The 19,214-nt window shown below is 43.8% G+C and carries 15 protein-coding genes; 12 read left to right on the top strand and 3 right to left on the bottom strand.

Annotated elements, in window-relative coordinates:
• Window positions 1-173 precede the first annotated feature (173 nt).
• Window positions 174-482, top strand: a complete 309-nt coding sequence (locus tag VB836_RS02915) for a hypothetical protein (RefSeq protein WP_323217910.1) — start codon at window positions 174-176, stop codon at window positions 480-482.
• A gap of 106 nt (window positions 483-588) precedes the next feature.
• On the opposite strand, the gene VB836_RS02910 is transcribed toward VB836_RS02915, so the two are convergent.
• On the bottom strand, window positions 589-1,644 hold the full coding sequence (locus VB836_RS02910; protein WP_046281687.1) for an AI-2E family transporter: 1,056 nt from the start codon (window positions 1,642-1,644) through the stop codon (window positions 589-591).
• A gap of 266 nt (window positions 1,645-1,910) precedes the next feature.
• On the opposite strand from VB836_RS02910, the gene VB836_RS02905 reads away from it, so the two are divergent.
• The 9 genes from VB836_RS02905 (at window position 1,911) to VB836_RS02865 (ending at window position 14,141) form a co-directional block, all read left to right on the top strand.
• A complete protein-coding gene (locus VB836_RS02905; RefSeq protein WP_046281686.1) occupies window positions 1,911-2,198 on the top strand; it encodes an RNA recognition motif domain-containing protein in 288 nt (95 codons plus the stop codon).
• A gap of 586 nt (window positions 2,199-2,784) precedes the next feature.
• Window positions 2,785-2,964, top strand: coding sequence for a zinc ribbon domain-containing protein (locus tag VB836_RS02900; RefSeq protein ID WP_323217909.1), 180 nt, complete (start codon window positions 2,785-2,787; stop codon window positions 2,962-2,964).
• 371 nt (window positions 2,965-3,335) lie between these two features.
• Window positions 3,336-4,949, top strand: coding sequence for a B12-binding domain-containing radical SAM protein (locus VB836_RS02895; RefSeq protein ID WP_323217908.1), 1,614 nt, complete (start codon window positions 3,336-3,338; stop codon window positions 4,947-4,949).
• A gap of 170 nt (window positions 4,950-5,119) precedes the next feature.
• Window positions 5,120-5,761 carry a hypothetical protein gene (locus tag VB836_RS02890; protein WP_046280668.1) on the top strand — a complete coding sequence of 214 codons (642 nt, stop codon included), beginning with the start codon at window positions 5,120-5,122 and terminating at the stop codon, window positions 5,759-5,761.
• A gap of 63 nt (window positions 5,762-5,824) precedes the next feature.
• Complete coding sequence (locus tag VB836_RS02885; protein ID WP_323217907.1) at window positions 5,825-6,721, top strand: pentapeptide repeat-containing protein; 897 nt, start codon at window positions 5,825-5,827, stop codon at window positions 6,719-6,721.
• Between the two features lie 60 nt (window positions 6,722-6,781).
• Entirely contained in the window at window positions 6,782-8,524 is a 1,743-nt protein-coding gene (locus tag VB836_RS02880) for a trypsin-like peptidase domain-containing protein (protein ID WP_323217906.1), read from the top strand.
• Window positions 8,525-8,693: 169 nt separating this feature from the next.
• Entirely contained in the window at window positions 8,694-8,897 is a 204-nt protein-coding gene (locus VB836_RS02875) for a hypothetical protein (RefSeq protein WP_046280663.1), read from the top strand.
• A gap of 485 nt (window positions 8,898-9,382) precedes the next feature.
• On the top strand, window positions 9,383-9,550 hold the full coding sequence (locus tag VB836_RS02870; RefSeq protein ID WP_323217905.1) for a LysM peptidoglycan-binding domain-containing protein: 168 nt from the start codon (window positions 9,383-9,385) through the stop codon (window positions 9,548-9,550).
• A 586-nt stretch (window positions 9,551-10,136) separates the two neighbouring features.
• Window positions 10,137-14,141, top strand: coding sequence for a WD40 domain-containing protein (locus VB836_RS02865; protein WP_323217904.1), 4,005 nt, complete (start codon window positions 10,137-10,139; stop codon window positions 14,139-14,141).
• A 381-nt stretch (window positions 14,142-14,522) separates the two neighbouring features.
• Here the strand turns inward: VB836_RS02865 and speE are convergent, their stop codons facing one another.
• Entirely contained in the window at window positions 14,523-15,467 is a 945-nt protein-coding gene (gene speE / locus VB836_RS02860) for a polyamine aminopropyltransferase (protein WP_046277934.1), read from the bottom strand.
• A 457-nt stretch (window positions 15,468-15,924) separates the two neighbouring features.
• Here speE and VB836_RS02855 point away from each other — a divergent pair, with 457 nt between their 5' ends.
• Complete coding sequence (locus tag VB836_RS02855) at window positions 15,925-16,725, top strand: class I SAM-dependent methyltransferase (protein WP_323217903.1); 801 nt, start codon at window positions 15,925-15,927, stop codon at window positions 16,723-16,725.
• Between the two features lie 37 nt (window positions 16,726-16,762).
• Here VB836_RS02855 and murG read toward each other — a convergent pair whose 3' ends face one another.
• Window positions 16,763-17,830, bottom strand: a complete 1,068-nt coding sequence (gene murG / locus VB836_RS02850) for an undecaprenyldiphospho-muramoylpentapeptide beta-N-acetylglucosaminyltransferase (protein ID WP_323217902.1) — start codon at window positions 17,828-17,830, stop codon at window positions 16,763-16,765.
• A 163-nt stretch (window positions 17,831-17,993) separates the two neighbouring features.
• Between murG and VB836_RS02845 the strand changes: the two genes are divergently transcribed.
• Complete coding sequence (locus VB836_RS02845; RefSeq protein ID WP_323217901.1) at window positions 17,994-18,827, top strand: nuclear transport factor 2 family protein; 834 nt, start codon at window positions 17,994-17,996, stop codon at window positions 18,825-18,827.
• Window positions 18,828-19,214 lie beyond the last annotated feature (387 nt).

Below are 19,214 nucleotides of genomic sequence, written 5' to 3'. Positions count from 1 at the left end.
CCTCTTTCCTCTGAGTCAGGCTTTTAGAAAGGTGAACCGGTTGAGAATAGCTGCCTACAAATGACCGCATAAGCTGGCTGGGCGAATTCCTATTGAGACGCTAGGAGAAACGTTTGACTTTCCTCAATAACTCTCCGCCTTGATCATCCCGTCTGTCAAACCGGAGATTAGGTATGAATATTTTATCATCCATTGTCTCTTTTCTGACTTGTCATTCTCAGCAGTATGAGAAAAATTCATCGACGGTAAAAGAGATTGATACAACTCCTTCTCACAGCAGTTCACCCGTTAATTTAGAGGAGAAAATTGCTCAAAAAATGTTCTCAAACCCTCGTGAATTTCCCGATGCCGATAAAATTTCTCGTCAAAACATCTATAAACCGCGCTTTTTGCCGGATTTTGCGGGTGATAATCTCAACTATTTAAGTAGTCATCCTGCACTCAGATTGCCATTGGATAGAGATTTCTATGTGAAGGGGTGAGGAGTGATTTTATCAAAAAATCTGAGTCACCTAAAGAGTCTTGAATTGATCTCTTAAACCGTTACTCCCATCCTTCATAAATCTCTTGATAAAATCCTTCAAAGTGTTAAACAGAATGAGACTTTTCAATCTCACCTGAACTGCGGAAATTATCGGCGGTTTTCTTAATGATGCTCGCTGTTGGTACAGCTAAAAGTAAACCCAATACTCCAGCAATTTTCACCCCAGCTAATAGAGAAACAATCACCAAAGCCGGATTAAGCCCTGTAATGCCACCAATTAATCTAGGGGCGACAACATTCTCATTAATCTGACCGATAATCAAGGCGGTGATTAAGACTTTAACGCCCAGAAACACATTATGCAGTGCGAGTAATGTACTAATCACTATCAAAGTAAAAGTTCCCCCAAAAGGAATCAAACTCGACAAGCCAATCCCAAACCCAAACAGCAACCAAAAGGGAATCTTGAGAATTAAGAAAGCCACCGATAACGCAATGCTAAAAATTAACGCTAAAATGGCTTGCCCGGCATAGTAGCCGCGAAAAGTTTGTTGAACCGTTAACTGAATTTGACTATTCCATTCCGAGGGTAGCCAGCTTAAAATACCATTCCAAAGTTTCTCGCCATTTAGAACCAAAAGAAACGTTAATACAACCGTGACAATCAGGTTTAAAGCACTATTAATCGTGTTCAGAGTTAAGTCAATAATTTCAGCACTCAGAGACTTAATCGCTCGAGACAATTGACTGGTAATCTGAGTCGTCAAATCACTAATATCCATTGGTAAATACTGAAGAATCGTTTTTTCATCGAGAGTCTCCAGTTGTTTTCGTCCTTCTTCGATCCAAGCCGGTAAACGATTTACAAATTCAATCAGTTGTTGCAGAACCAAAGGACTCAAAACAAACACCAAAATTCCCAACAAAAAAAGAGCCAGCAGCATTACGCCCGTAATCGCAAAACCTCGCGGTACTCCTCGCTGCTCTAGAAAAACAATCGGGTATTCTAGCAAAAATGCAATCAAACTTGCTGTTAACACAATGCCCGGAATCGGCTGTAAATACTGAAACAATAGTAGTAAAAACCAAGCGTTGAGAAACACAAGCGGAAAAGCTAGGCCAATATAAAACCAGCGAGGCAGTTTTTGAATTGAACTCATAGACCAGCACAGCCATTGGGGTACTGAACTGATATCTTAATATTTCTTCTACCCCTTTGACTTCAAATTTCGCTTGTACAAACGCATTCACTTGGAAATTGCCGATCACCCATCTCCGAACTCCCCGTGTTACAATAGCCTTCGAGATTAGGTTTGGGTTATCATTTTTACTTTCAGTAAAAAAATATTGTTCTGTTTGATCAGACAGAGCCGACCCGCCCCAATCTCCCTATGTTCTCAATCCAATGTATCTTTGGAGATCCCCTATGTCCCTTTATGTCGGTAATCTCGCTTATGAGGTTACAGAAGATGAATTAAAATCGGTGTTTCGTGAATATGGCTCTGTCGGGCGAGTCAGTATCCCTACTGACCGCGAAACGGGTCGGGCGCGGGGCTTTGCCTTTGTGGAAATGGGATCAGACTCTGAAGAAGATGCCGCTATCGAAGCCCTAGACGGGGCTGAATGGATGGGCCGCAACCTAAAGGTGAATAAAGCAAGACCTCGGGAACAGAAAGACTCTTTTGGAGGAAATCGCCGACGAGATCGCTACTAAAATGATTGTTGATCTTTGAAATTCAGATTTCAACCCCATTTGTCAGTTCAACTGATTTCCCCGTTGCAGACTCCCGTAATCATCTTTGATTGAGCGGCTGAGAAAAACGAAACGGGGTTTATATTTTTCCGGTTTTCAAGATGTACACAACAGCCTATAGTAGAGCTAAGACTTAATTGACAGTTTCAGGTACAACAAGGTACTCTAGGTGCGTTAATAACCACAATTAGATGACCAAGTACCTGAAGCCGCGAAGACAAGCCGCTAAATATTTGGGGGTAAATGTTAGGATTAGGCGTGTAGGGGGAAACAAGGCTATGATCGCGCCCCCTCAAAACCCCCAGATCGACAGCGTAGATACGACCTTAGAAATTGTGAGTTGATTGTTCTCAACCAAAAAGAACTTTCACCACAGTCAGAAATAGTCGAAGACATTCGAGCAATACCAAAAACGGATAGAATAAGGATTTAACGGATGAACTTGACTGCGAGTAGCCTAGATTTATGCTGTCCTACAGATAACTTAATCCGAACTTTCGCCGCCAAGTCGAGTATAAATCCTCGTGGTACGGTTCAATCGTAGTTTTTGCGCTATAGATTCTATCCGTCAACTAAAACCTGTTCAAGTTGCGGTCACGTTCAAGAAATAGCACTGAAAGAACGAGTTTTCAATTGTAATAATTGCGGTGTAAGCATTGACCGTGATTTGAATGCGAGCCTGAATTTAGAATTGATGCCGGAGGCTATTCGGTTTAAGCCTGTCTGACCGGGTGCTGCCGACAGTCCGGGGTGATGCAGGAACGAAGTATTAATACGTTTTGTAGCGTATTATGTCAGTTTTCGATAGCAGCTAAACATTCCTGACCTTTCAAAGTGATTGAAACTCCCGGCGATGAAACGCTTCAGTTCAATGATGATTAATCATAACTGTCTGTTTCCCGCCTTGATCAGCAAAGACTTCACAGTGAGTCAATAAAGCACAAGCTGAAAGTATGCTCAAGCCTTAGCAGGACAGGGAACGCATTCTGTCCTGTTTTTGTTCGTTACATTGGGAATTCTAGCTCATTCCAGAATATTGGTATCCGTTAAAATATCATCAGTCCAAATCAGTGTGGATTGTGGGAGGCTTCAAATTCAATGCAAGTTTTATTAATTTATCCTGTATTTCCAAAAACCTTTTGGTCTTATGACAAAATTCTGGAATTAGTCAATCGCAAGGTTTTATTACCGCCCCTGGGATTAATTACCGTCGCTGCAATTTTACCGCAAGATTGGCATTTTACGCTGGTTGATCGCAATGTTCGAGAAGTCACCGAATCTGAATGGGAAAGCGCTGATTTAGTGATCATCTCAGCGATGATTGTTCAAAAAAGTGATTTAATTCATCAAGTTAAAATCGCCAAACAACGCGGTAAATTAGTCGCAGTTGGTGGGCCTTATCCCACATCTGTTCCCCAAGATGCCCTAGACGCTGGGGCAGATTTTCTGATTTTAGACGAAGGAGAAATCACCCTAACTCTATTTTTAGACGCATTAAAACGGGGCGAAACTTCGGGAGTCTTTCGGACAACCGAAAAACCCGATATTACCTTCACACCTATTCCTCGCTATGATTTATTACAACTGAATGCTTATGATTCGATGTCGGTTCAATTTTCGCGAGGATGCCCTTTTCAATGCGAGTTTTGTGATATTATTACCCTCTACGGTCGTAAACCTCGCACCAAAAAACCCAGCCAACTTTTAAAAGAATTAGATGTTCTCTACGAACTAGGTTGGCGTCGGGGAATCTTCATGGTTGACGACAATTTTATCGGCAATAAACGCAACGTTAAACTCCTGTTAAAAGATCTGCAAGTTTGGCAAGCTGAACATCAATATCCTTTTCGCTTTAACACCGAAGCCTCTATCGATTTAGCCGCAGACCCCGAATTAATGGATTTGATGGTCAAATGTAACTTTGATGCGGTTTTTCTGGGCATTGAAACCCCCGACGAAGACAGCCTAAAACTCACTAAAAAATTCCAAAATACTCGCAATTCTCTCAGCGATTCTATCGATAAAATTATGCGGGTGGGATTGCGACCAATGGCGGGATTTATTATCGGGTTTGATGGTGAGAAAACAGGAGCAGGTACACGGATTATTCAGTTTGTCGAAGATGCTGCCATTCCTACTGCCATGTTTGGGATGTTACAAGCCTTACCCAATACGGGCTTATGGAATCGTTTAGAAACCGAAAATCGTTTACTGATAGACTCCAAACAAGATATCAATCAAACCACATTAATCAACTTTATTCCGACTCGCCCTATCGAAGAACTCGCTCAAGAATTTATTGCCACTTTTTGGACACTCTACGAACCCGGACGTTACCTAGATCGCGTTTATCGCTGCTTCTTAAAACTCGCTCCCTCTCCCTGTAAAGCCCCCTTTAAACAGCCCGAATTAGCCGATTTAAAAGCGATCGCCATTGTCTTTTGGCGACAAGGCTTTAAACGTCATACTCGCTGGAAATTCTGGCATCATTTATTCGGCATTCTCAAACACAATCCCGGGGTCTGGGAACATTATCTCACCCTTTGCGCCCATAACGAACATTTCCTAGAATATCGTCAAGCCGTTCGAGATGAAATCGAAGCCCAGTTAGCTGAATTCATCGCCCAACGAACCGCTAAACAGCCGGCTAATTTGGCAGAAACAAAGGCGGCTCTCTCCCCAGAGGAAAAAACCTTAATGCAACAATACTAATCCCCAAAATCGAATAGCGATTTTCGAGCAATTTTTGCGTCTGTTTCCTGAAAAAAACGCCCAACTTATGCCAGAGTAGAACCCAAAAAAAAGATTTATTATTCAGGGTGTAGATTCTGGTTTTAGAGTCTGGCATAATGGGCTTATCGTCATCAACGGAGAGTTCAGTCTTGGGTGTAGAATTACGCAGTTATGTCTATCTAGACAACCTACAATCTCAGCACGCCGCCTATATCGGAACAGTGGCACTTGGATTTTTGCCCCTACCAGGCGATGCTTCTTTATGGATTGAAATTTCACCGGGAATTGAAATTAACCGAATTACCGATGTCGCACTCAAATCAACCTCCGTTCGTCCAGGTGTTTTATTCGTTGAACGCCTCTATGGACTATTAGAAATTCATTCAAATCGTCAGGGTGATACTGTTACCGCAGGTAGAGCTATTTTAGAGGCTTTAGGTGTCCAAGAAAGCGATCGCCTCAAACCGCGAGTAATCTCCAGTCAAATTATTCGTAATATCGATCCCCATCAAGCCCAATTAATCAACCGAAATCGTCGCGGACAGCTATTGCTTTCGGGTCAAACTTTGTACGTTCTCGAAGTTGAACCCGCCGCCTATGCCGCTCTAGCCGCCAACGAAGCCGAAAAAGCTGCTTTAATTAATATCCTACAAGTTCAAGCCGTCGGGAGTTTTGGACGACTCTATCTCGGCGGTGAAGAACAAGATATCCTCGCAGGTTCTAAAGCCGCTTTAAGTGCCTTAGAAAAGATTTCCGGCCGTGAGCGTGTTAACCTGAAAACGGATGAATAAACTCTTTGAATAAACCCTTTTAAATACGGATCAATTTCGAGTCAATGTTAATCTTTTTTATGTATGGTTAATGTCGAACATCTCTCCCTACTCAAACGGGGTATAACCACCTGGACAACTTGGAGAACCCGTTACCCCGAAATCGAACCCGACTTGAACGAAGCCAACCTCAGAGGAGTCGATTTACAAGGCTTAGATTTGAAAGGCGCTCACCTGGAAGCTGCCAATCTTTCTCAAACCCAACTCCAAGGTGCTTCTCTGTGTCAAACTCATCTCAGCCGTGCTAATTTGCATCAAGCCCAACTGCAAAATGCTAACTTACGAGCTGCGGATTTAGCGGCTACAGACCTCAGTTATGCTAACCTGATAGAAGTCAATCTCAGTGAAGCCAATTTAATTAGCGCGAATCTCACTCACAGCAATTTATACAAAGCCGATTTGAGTCAGGGAAACTTGATTAGTAGCAACCTGAGCCATGCCAATCTCAAACAAGTAGACTTGAGTGACGCTCAATTAAGACGAGCCAATTTAACAGGCGTTTGTTTGCATCAAGCCACCCTTTGCGATGCTAATCTTAATAGCGCCAACCTCCAGCAAGCTGAGTTAATTTCCGCCTATCTTTATCAAACTGAATTGTACAAGGCGAATTTAATGAATGCTCATTTAAACGGGGCTTATCTATTTCAGGCAAATCTAATCGAAGCCAACTTAATTCGGGCTGATTTTCGCTTTAGCAACCTCAGCAAAGCTAATCTTTTCCGGGCTGATGCCAGAGGGGCAAATTTTAGGGGAGCTAACTTGATGCAAGCCAACTTAGAAGGAGTAGACTTGAGTTATGCTAACCTGAGAGGAGCGAATCTGTACAAAGCTAATTTAGAAGGGGCAAATCTCAGCCATGTAGATTTGAGTCAAACAGAGCTTCAGGGTGCAATTTTATCAGAAGCCAGCCTCAAAATCTGAAGATATGATGAGGATTGCTTCCTCTATAAAAACAATTGTTTTGAATCAGTTGATATCGAGATGAGAAGCCAAACTCTCCTAAAAATATTATCCCACAAATTGAGTCCAATCACACTCAGTTTAACTCTCGTTCTCACCATTCCCGTCTGGAGTCAAGAACCTATTGAGCGATTTTCAGTCTTAGCTAATGTTCCTCAACAGTTGGCATTAACTCCGACAGATATTAATCAAATTGCCAGTGAAATTACGGTGAGAATTGAAGGGCCGAAAGGGGGGTCAGGAGTAATTGTTGAAAAGCAAGGAAATACTTATTATATTCTCACGAATTGGCACGTCGTTAGCCAAGTTGGGGATTATGAAGTCATCACTCCTGATGGTGAACGTCACTCGGTTTATTATAGTCTGATTCGTCAAATTCCCGAACTCGATTTAGCTGTTGTTCCCTTTAATAGTTCCCAACGTTATCCCCTGGCAAAATTCACCGATGCGAACACTGTTAAAGAGGGTAGTGTAGTTTATGTCGCGGGTTGGCCTCGTTCAGCGAGTACCCTGGGACATCGATTATTTTTGAGTACAGAAGGCATCCTAGAATATCGACAGGAACCCCGTCAAGGATACACGTTAGTTTATAACAATTTAGTCAGAAGTGGCATGAGTGGCGGCCCTGTATTAAATGAGGCGGGAAATGTCATCGGAATTAATGGGATTGTTCAGTTAGGTGTTAATCCCGATCAAATTGTCTCAGCCGGAATCGAAATTAACCGATTTTTAGCATGGCGAAAAGCCACCAGTTTACCGACTGTTCCTGAACGTCTTGCTGCTGAACCGCCTTCGTCGCCGCCTCAACCTACCGCGAATTTACCCGCTCCAACTCCGGCTAATCGCAGTATTTCTAATGCCAATCAAACCTATGCTTTAGCGACCAGTTTAGAGGAAAGTTCAGGCGAGATTCTATCTGTAGAAATTGTAGCTCCTTATGCGATTAGTGGCAATAGTAATGGCAGTATTTCAGTGTGGAATTTAGCCACAGGTGGACTGAAGAAAACCTGGAAAGGTCATAGTAGCTCAATTAATGCGATCGCTGTCAGTTCAAACGGTCAAATTTTAGCAACGGCTAGTGATGATGGAACGGTTAAACTCTGGGATCTAATGGTGGCTTTAAACACCGATACTTCCCCCTTATTACACACCTTAAGCGAACATTCAAACGCAGTTTTATCTGTAGAAATTAGTCCTGATGGTCGTAAACTTGCGAGTGGAAGTTGGGACAATACAGTGATGATTTGGGATATCCAAACAGGGGAATTATTAAAGACTTTAATCGGACATACTCAGCTTGTCAGTAGCATAGCGATTAGTCCTGATGGTAAACGATTAGTCAGTGGCAGTAAAGACAATACTATTAAAATTTGGAATCTGGAAACCGGAGAATTAATTCAGACGTTACAAGGTCATTCTCTCCCCGTTTTATCCTTAGCGATTAGTCCTGATGGTCAAATTTTAGCGAGTGGGAGTGCCGATGCTACCATTGGACTGTGGAACCTGCAAACTGCACAACCCATTCGTCGAATGAGTGGTCATACCGATGGGGTTTGGTCAGTGGCGATTAGTGCCGATAATCGCACGTTAGTGAGTGGAAGTTGGGATAAAACCGTTAAACTTTGGAATCTAGAAACAGGTCAATTACAAGGGAATTTAACCGGACATTCTAGCTATGTCAACGCGGTTGATATCAGTCCCGATGGACAAACAATCATTAGTGGCGGTTGGGATGGTCAGGTAAAAATTTGGAAAAAACCGTAATCTTTTTTTGAATAAAATTAAAAACATCTGAATTCTAAACTCCTTGAATTCGGATTATAAATTTTCGGGCAAAATATACCAGAGATTATAAATTTTTTTGCAGCTTAGGCTAGAATAGAAGCTGTATTCAGTAGATCTGAAAAGCTTCCGATACAGGAGACACTTGGGGATGGGTGTAATACACGAGTTAGTCCAAAAAACCTTAGAGACAGGTTATTTAACGCTAGATGCTGAAAAGCAGTTAAGAAATCTTCTACAAACGACTAAATATGGTCGAGAAGACTTTGAGGCGTTTATTCAATTGCAAAATGCAGCGATTGATGGTTTAGTGAAGCAAGAATCTCGCGAACTTCTGCACATTACTCAATTTTAGCGATCGCTTTTAGGAATAATATTACCTCCCAACCCGCCCCTACAGATGAAATACAAACAGCAATAGGGGGCGGGTTTATATAGGTTACTTGCGGGAAACATACATTTGTACAGAACCCGCCCCTACGGTAATATTATCAATCATTTGTAGCAAGTAGTATTTAAGGATTTTATCAAAGATATTTCACACAAATTATTGGCTGATACCCACCCGAATGTTAATATTAGACAAGTCGAATCGAAGCGCGAGAATTTTTAAGCAAAGCGACTTTATAAAGTTCGGGGAATCCCCGAAGTTAAATCATTTCCCCCACTGCTTAAACCCAATACTGAAGAAGCATTCAGCCTTTAAATTCTTGATTTGCTTAGGTGCAGTAAGTCGGAATATCCTGAAGGGAACATCTCTAAAAAATGGTGATGTTGATATTAGTGTCGCTCATTTAAGTGACACAACCTCTACCTCAATGACCACAGGAAGGAAAACTCATGTCTCGAACTTATGTTATCAAAACAATCAAAGCAGGTGACACTTTATTTAAAATCGCTGAACAATTTTATGGGGATCGAAATTTATGGACTAAAATTGCTGCGGCTAATGGTAATATTTTACCGGAAAATTTGGAACCGGGTCAATATATTACGATTCCCAGTTAATCAGAATGAAGAATCCCCCTAAATCCCCCTTGGAAGAATCCCCCTAAATCCCCCTTGGAAGAATCCCCCTAAATCCCCCTTGGAAAGGGGGACTTAATTTCCCTAAATTCCCCGGAGATATCCCCCTAAATCCCCATTGGAAAGGGGGACTTAATTTCCCTAAATTCCCCGGAGATATCCCCCTAAATCCCCCTTGGAAAGGGGGACTTAATTTCCCTAAATTCCCCTTGGAAGAATCCCCCTAAATCCCCATTGGAAAGGGGGACTTAATTTCCCTAAATTCCCCTTGGAAGAATCCCCCTAAATCCCCCTTAAAAAGGGGGACTTAATTTCCCTAAATTCCCCTTGGAAGAATCCCCCTAAATTCCCCTTGGAAGAATCCCCCTAAATCCCCCTTATAAAGGGGGACTTAAACTTCAATCTTGCCCCTGTTTTCCCCCCCGCCTCCCTTTTTAAGGGAGGTGCCGTAGGCGGAGGGATTAAGGGGGGCTAGGGAGAATCAGAAGTCAGAAGTTTTCTTAAAACTTTTTTTAAGAGTATTAATTCATCGAATATGGTAAAATTGTTAATCAACCGGACTAATATAATGATTCATTCATCTGAGTCGAATTTTAGCTATCAAGTGGGAGGAAGTCTACCCCCAGATGCCCCGACTTATGTAAAAAGACAAGCCGATGACATCTTTTATAATAAACTAAAAGCAGGTGATTTTTGCTACGTTTTTAACTGTCGTCAGATGGGAAAATCTAGCTTGAGAGTGCGGACAATGCAACGACTCCAAAGCGAAGATGTTGCTTGTGTGGCAATAGATATTACCGGAATAGGAACGTTTGATATTACGCCGGAACAGTGGTATTTGAGCGTGATTGATGCGATAATAGATAATTTAGACCTCTACGAAATATTTGATTTAGAGGAATGGTGGGAAAGTCTCAACTCTCTGTCTATTATTCGCAGATTTAGTAAATTTTTTAGCGATAAACTCTTACCACTTGTTTCTCAAAATATTGTTATTTTTATTGATGAAATTGATAGTATTCTCAGCTTACCTTTTAATATTGATGACTTTTTTGCGGTTATTCGAGACTGCTACAACAAACGCGCAGATGAACCCATTTATCAACGTTTAACCTTTGCGTTATTAGGCGTAACAACTCCGGCAGATTTAATACAAGACCAACGACGAACCCCTTTTAATATTGGTCACGCAATTGAACTCAATGGCTTTCAAATAAACGAAGCAGAACCGCTCAAAAATGGGTTTATTTCATTAACTGAAAATCCCCAAGCGGTGTTAGAAGCGGTGCTGTATTGGACGAACGGACAACCCTTTTTAACGCAGAAAGTTTGTAAATTGATTCGGGAAAATTCGGCGGAAATCAAACCGGGAAATGAGGCTGACTGGGTGGCGGAATTGGTGCGGGAAAAAATTATTAATCAGTGGGAATATCAAGACAATCCCGAACATTTAAGAACGCTACGCGATCGCCTGTTGAAAGCGGAAGAAAAACGCACCGGACGTTTATTAGGACTCTATCAACAAATCCTACAAAACAAAGAAATTCCCGCCGATAATAGCCCGGAACAAATGATATTGCGACTGACGGGTTTAGTCGTGCAAACCGGGGGGAAATTGCGAGTATATAACTCAGTTTATCAAGCAGTTTTTAACCCCAATTGGGTCGAAGAACAACTGGCAAAATTACGACCCTACGCCGAAGCCATTAACGCTTGGGAAAAATCCGGTCGAACCGATGAGTCCCGGTTGTTGAAAGGGGAAGCGTTAACCGAGGCGAAAACCTGGGCAACGGGAAAAAGTTTGAGTGACCAAGATTATCAGTATTTGGCAGCCAGTGAACAACTGGATAAACGAGAAATTCAGGCAACATTAGCCGCAGAAAAACAAGCCAATGAGATTTTAAAACAAGCTAATGATGTTTTAACGAAAGCCAAAAAACGCGCCACTATTATTTCGGCTTTGATTTCGATAGGAATATTGGGTTTATCTTCAGCGATAGCGGCTCTTTATCTCAAACAAGCCGATGACAATCTCAACTTAACAGAAATCCGTCTCATCAGTGCGAATGCAAAGGAATTACTCTCCTCTAAGCAAGGACTCAAATCAATTGTAGAAGCACTGGAAGCAAGCCAAGACTTGAAAAAATTCCCACCTTCTCTCTGGTCAAAAGTGAATACAGAGGGGACGGTGATGAATGTCCTTCACAAAGTCCTTGATCAACCCCAAGAGCAGAATAGCATCAATGGGCATGAGGATGAAGTCTGGGGTGTGGCATTCAGCCCGAATGGGGAAATGATTGCCTCTGCGAGTTTTGACAAGACGGTGAAGTTGTGGAAGCCTGATGGCACTTTGGTGAAGACATTGCAGGGGCATCAGAGTTTTGTCAGCGCTGTGGCATTTAGCCCGAAAGGGGAATTGATTGCAACTGCCGGTTATGACAACACGGTGAAACTGTGGAAGCCCGATGGCACTTTGGTGAAGACATTGGAGGGGCATGAGAATTCTGTCTTGGGTGTGGCATTTAGCCCGAATGGGGAAATGATTGCCTCTGCGAGTTGGGACAATACCGTGAAACTGTGGAAGCCCGATGGCACTTTAGTTAAGACTTTGCAGGGGCATGAGGATGTTGTCTGGGGTGTGGCATTTAGCCCGAAGGGGGATATGATAGCCTCTGCGAGTGGGGACAATACCGTGAAACTGTGGAAGCCCGATGGCACTTTGGTGAAGACGCTATCAGGGCATGAGAATTGGGTCTACGGTGTGGCATTTAGCCCCAACGGGGAATTGATTGCTTCTGCGAGTGGGGACACGGTGAAACTGTGGAAGCTAGATGGGACTGAAGTCGCGACTTTGCAGGGGCATGAGAATGTTGTCAGCGCTGTGGCATTTAGCCCGAATGGGGAATTGATTGCCTCTGCGAGTGGGGACAATACCGTGAAACTGTGGGAGCTAGATGGCACTTTGGTGAAGAGTTTCGAGGGGCATGAGGATGCTGTCATCGGTGTGGCATTCAGCCCGAAGGGGGATATGATTGCCTCTGCGAGTTGGGACAATACCGTGAAACTGTGGAAGCCCGATGGCATCTTGGTGAAGACGCTCACAGGGCATAAGAATGTTGTCTACGCTGTGGCATTTAGCCCGAATGGGGATATGATTGCCTCTGGGAGTGGGGACAATACCGTGAAACTGTGGAAGCCCGAGGGCATCTTGGTGAAGACTTTGGAGGGGCATGAGCATTGGGTCTACGGTGTGGCATTCAGCCCGAATGGGGATATGATTGCCTCTGCGAGTGTTGACAAGACGGTGAAACTGTGGAAGCCCGATGGCACTTTAGTTAAGACTTTAGAGGGGCATGAGAATACTGTCATCGCTGTGGCATTCAGCCCGAATGGGGATATGATTGCTTCTGCGAGTTTAGACAAGACGGTGAAACTGTGGAAGCCCGATGGCACTTTGGTGAGGACTTTGCAGGGGCATGAGTATTTTGTCTTGGGTGTGGCATTTAGCCCGAATGGGGAATTGATTGCCTCTGCAAGTGTTGACAAGACGGTGAAACTGTGGAAGCCCGATGGCACTTTGGTGAAGACTTTGGAGGGGCATGAGGATGGGGTCAGCGCTGTGGCATTTAGCCCGAATGGGGAATTGATTGCCTCTGCGAGTGCGGACAATACCGTGAAACTGTGGAAGCCCGATGGCACTTTGGTGAAGACTTTGCAGGGGCATGAGAGTTCTGTCATCGGTGTGGCATTCAGCCCCAATGGGGATATGATTGCAACTGCGAGTTATGACAACACCGTGAAACTGTGGACGGTTGATCTGGATGACCTGATCGCAGAAGGTTGTACAGTGGTGAGTGACTACCTGAAAAATAACCCCAATGTCACCGAGGAGGAACGGCGTCTTTGTGGGGTAGAAGCTTCGGCAACGGCTTGGTTTTTGCAGGGTGAACAGTCGGCAAGACGGGGTAATATTGATGAAGCAGTTGATCGGTTTAAACAGGCCGTTAAACTTGACTCGAACTTCAGTTTAAAGTTAGCCGCAGCGAGTTTAGTGAGAAGTGGAGAGTCGTTAGCCAGGAATGATAAAGTTGATAAAGCGATTTTAGCATTTCAAACGGCGTTAGAATTTGACCCCAGTTTAACGTTTGACCCGGAGAATAAAGCCAATGCTATTGCTTCGATTTCGGAAGGAAGTAATTTAGCAAGAAATGGTAAAATAGATGAAGCATTAGCTCAGTTTGAAAAGGCTCAAAAATTAGATGCAGATTTAAAAATTTCTGCTAGGTCTTGGTATACACTGTGTTGGAATGGTAGCCTGAATAAGCAAGGGTCGAAGGTGATGTTTGCTTGTGAAAATGCCGTTCAACTCAAGCCTAAAAATGAAGATTATATCAATAGTCGGGGTGTTGCCAGGGCGTTAACGGGTGATTTTGAGGGGGCGATTCAGGATTTTGAAACGTTCGTTGAATGGACGAGTGATGAGGAGAATAAAGCACAGCGAAAAGGTTGGATAGAGTCTCTGAAAAAGGGTGAAAATCCGTTTACTGATGAGGTGTTGAAGGGGTTGCGTTGAGGGAAGAAGAAGGGCGGGTTTATTGAGGTTATTGGTTAGAGACACAAATAATTGCGGAACCCGCCCCTACAGAAAAAACTGGTGAGGGGAGAAGAAGATCAATAAATTGCGTTGTAGGGGCGGGTTCTGTCAAAATCTATGTCTATTACAATTAACCTTGATAAACCCGCCCAACTCTCACCCAACCCCAGGGCTGTTTCGCTCGTCGGTAAACATTTGCTTAGAACCTCTCCCCCAGCCCCTCTCGATTAATAAATAGTCCCGTCGGGGACACCTTTTCCCTCTCCTAACCCCCCTTTCAAAGGGGGGCAGGGGGGATAGAGAGGGCGTTGCGGTGAGGTGGAGAGGGTTAGGGAGAGATCAAAAGGGGAGTTATCGGTTTTATTGTTGAGCGCTTCCCTTGCCAAAGAACTTCGGCGGTTCAGCGAGGGTGTAAACTTGAGTTTCCTCTGCGATCGCTTTGCGGATATGCAAAGGAACCTGCATCATCCCCAGAAGCGCCACCCCGTCAAACATCCGTAACCCACCTGTCGTTTTCTCAGCGATCAGTTGATCCACTTCCTGGGGATCAGGGCGAGTATTAATGGGTTTGCCAGACGCCACCGCAAACCCCCAAGGCGCCCCATAGGTGGAAATATAGCTACTGTAGGGAACAACATGAGGAAAAACCGCGTTAACGGTATGAACCAGGCGAACATGAAGCTTCATACTTCCCGGCGAAACGGGGCCTGCTTGAATGACGAGAAAACCATCCGGCGCCAGACAGTTGCGAATTTTTTCAAAATATTCTTTGGTGAACAGCTTGAAAGATGGCCCTTCTTCGATGGGGTCAGACAGATCAGAAATCACCACATCCCAAGGCTCATCGTTCGTATCGAGAAATTCTAACGCATCGCCGATCACCAGTTGCAGACGCGGATCATCAAAGGCGTCTTCGTGCATTTCCGGCAGATATTCTCGGCAGGCGTCAACCACTTCTCCGTCAATATCAACCATCGCCACCTGTTCAACGGTTTTCCAACGCAAGACTTCCCGAATGGTTGCCCCTTCTCCGCCCCCCAAAACCAACACCCGACGGGGTGAAGCGTGAGCGATCATCGCCGGATGAACCAGAGGTTCATGGTAGAGAAACTCATCTCCGGTACAAGACTGCCATTTGCCATCTAGAACCAAGCCTTTACCATAGGCCCCTGTTTCCACGATGTACATCTCTTGAAATTCTGTTTTTTTGTAGGCTAGTACGTTCGTAACCCCGTGAGCATAAATATCCCAGGGTGTGATGTACTCCGTGATCCAAAAATCGGCTTGAAGTTCGTTACCTGACATGAAGCGCCTCCCGTTCGAGCAATTAGATTCCCATCTAGCCAACAATCTGTAGTTTTTATCACAAAATGAGCGGGAATTCAATCTCTCTACTGTTGGAAATTGCCCAAATCAATTGTAAAATTTGTTAAAAGCTTTGATTGGGCATCCGTTTCAGCGATCGGGTAAAATCTACACCAACACACTGCTGGTTCAGCACTTTTTTTCAGTTTCTCAATACTAAAGAATTTCTGAAATCCATAAGTATTCATACTGATTTTGTTTAAGAAAGTGATCAGCATCAGGATTAAATTGTCTAAATTGTCGTGAAACCGAGGAAAACCTCTTGTATACTCAATCAGGATTTCTCCCTTACCGAAGCGACCCCATGACTTAGCCGTTTAAACTTTGTTAAACTTAAAAAAATTTCATCAATAAATACTGCATACTGTTAAGGAAAGACCCAACTCCTAAGCGTCTAATGAGCATCCAGACAGCCAACAACACACCGACCCCCTTCGTGAATGATTGGAATGTCCATCTTTACGACCATCGTCACCGTTATGTCTCTCACCTGGCAACTGATCTGCTGAAACTGCTTCATCCCCAGAATGGAGAACACATCCTCGACTTGGGTTGTGGAACGGGTCATCTGACCTATCGGATCACCGCTTGCGGAGCAGAAGTCGTCGGAGTCGATAGCGCCGTTTCCATGATCGAGCGAGCCAGTCATTCTTATCCTACTCTGAAATTTGCCGTCGTTGATGCCGCTTCGTTAGGAATGAGTGAACAATTTGATGGCGTGTTTTCCAATGCCGTTTTACATTGGTTAAAACAGCCGGAAAAAGTCATCGAAGGAGTCTGGCTTGCCTTGAAACCGGGCGGACGGTTTGTGGCAGAATTTGGCGGTAAAGGAAATGTTGAAACGATTATTAATGGCATCTGTGAAGCGTTAGATGAGGCTGGATATCCAGAAAATCAAAGCTTCAATCCTTGGTATTTTCCCAGTATCGCAGAATATGCCACACTGTTGGAACGTCAAGGTTTTCAATTAAAACTAGCGACTTTGTTTGATCGACCGACTCCTTTAGATGAAGGAAAAAATGGTCTGCGAAATTGGATTGAAATGTTTGCGAGTTGCTTCTTTCAGAATATTCCGGCTGAACAACAGGAGAAAATTTTAAAGCGAATTGAGAAGAAGTTGCACTCGAAACTCTGTCAAAATGGAAGCTGGATCGCTGACTATAAACGCATTCGCATCAAAGCCGTTAAACCCAACTAAGGGCAACCCCAAGAATTAGTAATTTTTTCTTTGTTTCTCATCCGTTGCCCGGACGACTCAAAACTTGATCAATAGAATCTGCTAATTGTTCAGCACTATTAATCACGGCTAAGGATGCCGTTGCTTCCGCCATTTGTTGCAATTCTTGAGGAGATTTGAGCAGATGCAACACCTTGCTTTTTAGGATTTCGCCTGTTAGATCGTTTTGTGGCAGTAATAATCCTGCACCCGCCTCCGCGAATACTTTGGCATTATAGGTTTGATGATCTTCTGCGGCGTAGGGATAGGGAATCAATATCGAAGGTGTCTGAGTTACGGCTAATTCGGTGAGGGTTCCCGCCCCTGCGCGACTAATGGCTAAATTGGCTCGTTTGAGTAACGCCGCCATATTGTCATAAAAGGGCATCGCTAAATATTGCGGATGCTTTAAACTCTCGCTATGGGGATCATTCGTTCCGGTTAGATGAACCACCCAAGCCCCCAAATTAAACCAAGCGGATGCGGCTTCTCGTACAAGCTGGTTCACCGCTACCGCCCCCTGACTCCCCCCGACAACCACAATAAGCGGCGCGTTTTCGGGGATAGAAACGGATAAGGGTTCAGTTTGGGCTAAAAAGGCAGAACGGACAGGAGTTCCCACAATCGCCATTTTTTTGGCGCGAGGTAAATACTGGGTTGAACAGTCAAACCCCAAGGCTACCAAGTCACACCATCCACTCAGTAAACGGGTGACTTTTCCAGGTTTGGCGTTGGACTCATGCAGTATTACTGGTAAACCTAACGAACGAGCCGCTAAAATAGCAGGGGCGGCGATGTAACCGCCTGTTGAGAAAACCCCTTGAAAGTTTCCTTGTTTGAGGAGACGGCGAACTTGTAGAATGGAACCCGTTAAACGGCTGAAGGTTCGTAGGGTTCCTAAACCGAAGCGTTGCTGAAACCCTTGAACGCTGATCGTATGAAGCGGGTATTGCTGAGGAACAAGTTGAGTTTCTAAGCGGTCAGGTACGCCTAGCCATTCAATTTGATAATCCTGTAACTGTGCTGCGGTTGCGATCGCTGGAAATAAATGTCCGCCTGTACCACTCGCTGCAATTAATAATCGCATGGATGTTTAGAGTTGGGTGTATCCTGATAGAGCTATAAGTTTTAAGTTACCATTATTGGGGACTATTCCCGGAAAACTTGCAACTGTGCATTGAGGTTAATAGTTGTACAGACCTTGATTTAAACCTTTATTGTTCCCATTATTGACAACAAAACCGTTAATTATGACGATTTTTCCTTCTCTGCAACGTCCGGCTATTCTATCTCGTCGCCGTCGAGAACCTTCTTTGATGCTTTCTGTTCTACTGGGTGTCCTGTTGTGGGGGCTGACAGGGGTTGCTTCTAGTCGGGTTCGCGCCCAAGAACCGCCAGAAACCGCACCTCCAGAGTTAACAAGTTTAATTCAAGGAATAGAAGCCGCAGCCAATCGTCAAGATGTTGCCGGAGTGATGGCATTTTATAGTCAAGAGTTTACCACAACGGATGGTTTAGATCGTCGCAGTTACGAGCAAGTTTTAACTCAGCTTTGGCAAGATTATTCTAATATAAGTTATCAGACAAAATTGCAATCTTGGCAACAAGACGGCTCGGCTATTCTGGCAACAACAGTCACTGAAATTACCGGAACTCAACAGTTTGGGGGTCGAGAATTTCAACTGAGTTCCAGCATTACCTCACAGCAACGGGTGGAAAATCAAAAAGTTGTTCAGCAAGAAGTATTAACCGAACGCAATCAATTAACAAGCGGAGAAGAACCGCCAACGGTAATATTAAGTGTACCAGAACAGGTAAAAGCAGGTCAAGAATATAGCATTGATGCGATCGTTGAAGAACCTCTGGGGAATGAGATTATGATCGGAACAGCCATTGAAGAACGAGTCACACCCAGAGCCTATTTAACAGACTTTCCGTTGGAGTTAGAGTTCTTAGCTTCGGGTGGTGTTTTTAAACTCGGAACTGCACCCAATACACCAGGAAATAATTGGATTTCTGCTATTTTAATGCGTCCGGGTGGGATTACATTAGTGACGCAAAGATTGAAAATTGTTGAGCGGTAAACACAAATCAGTAGGGTGCGTCAAACAATTAGGGTTGTAATTCCCAACAAAAAACCAGAACAATTGACGCACCATATTGTTAATCTTATCAATGTTTGGGCAAGTCTGGGATTAAAATCCCCATCTAAAAATTAATGTCCTTTTAAGAGGACTAACAGATAATATAGCAGGTCGCGCTGGCTTGTTTACAAGGGTCTAGCCTTGAATTGACCACCAAGACACAAAGACACAAAGAAGTTGTAAACATTAACCTGCTCATTAGGGTCTAGCCTTGAATTGACCACCAAGACACAAAGACACAAAGAAGTTGTAAACATTAACCTGCTCATTAGGGTCTAGCCTTGAATTGACCACCAAGACACAAAGACACAAAGAAGTTGTAAACAT

It is taken from the genome of Limnoraphis robusta BA-68 BA1 (genome assembly GCF_034932365.1).
In the GTDB taxonomy this organism is placed as follows: Bacteria; Cyanobacteriota; Cyanobacteriia; order Cyanobacteriales; family Microcoleaceae; genus Capilliphycus; species Capilliphycus robustus.
This window is presented reverse-complemented; position numbering and strand designations above follow the sequence as displayed.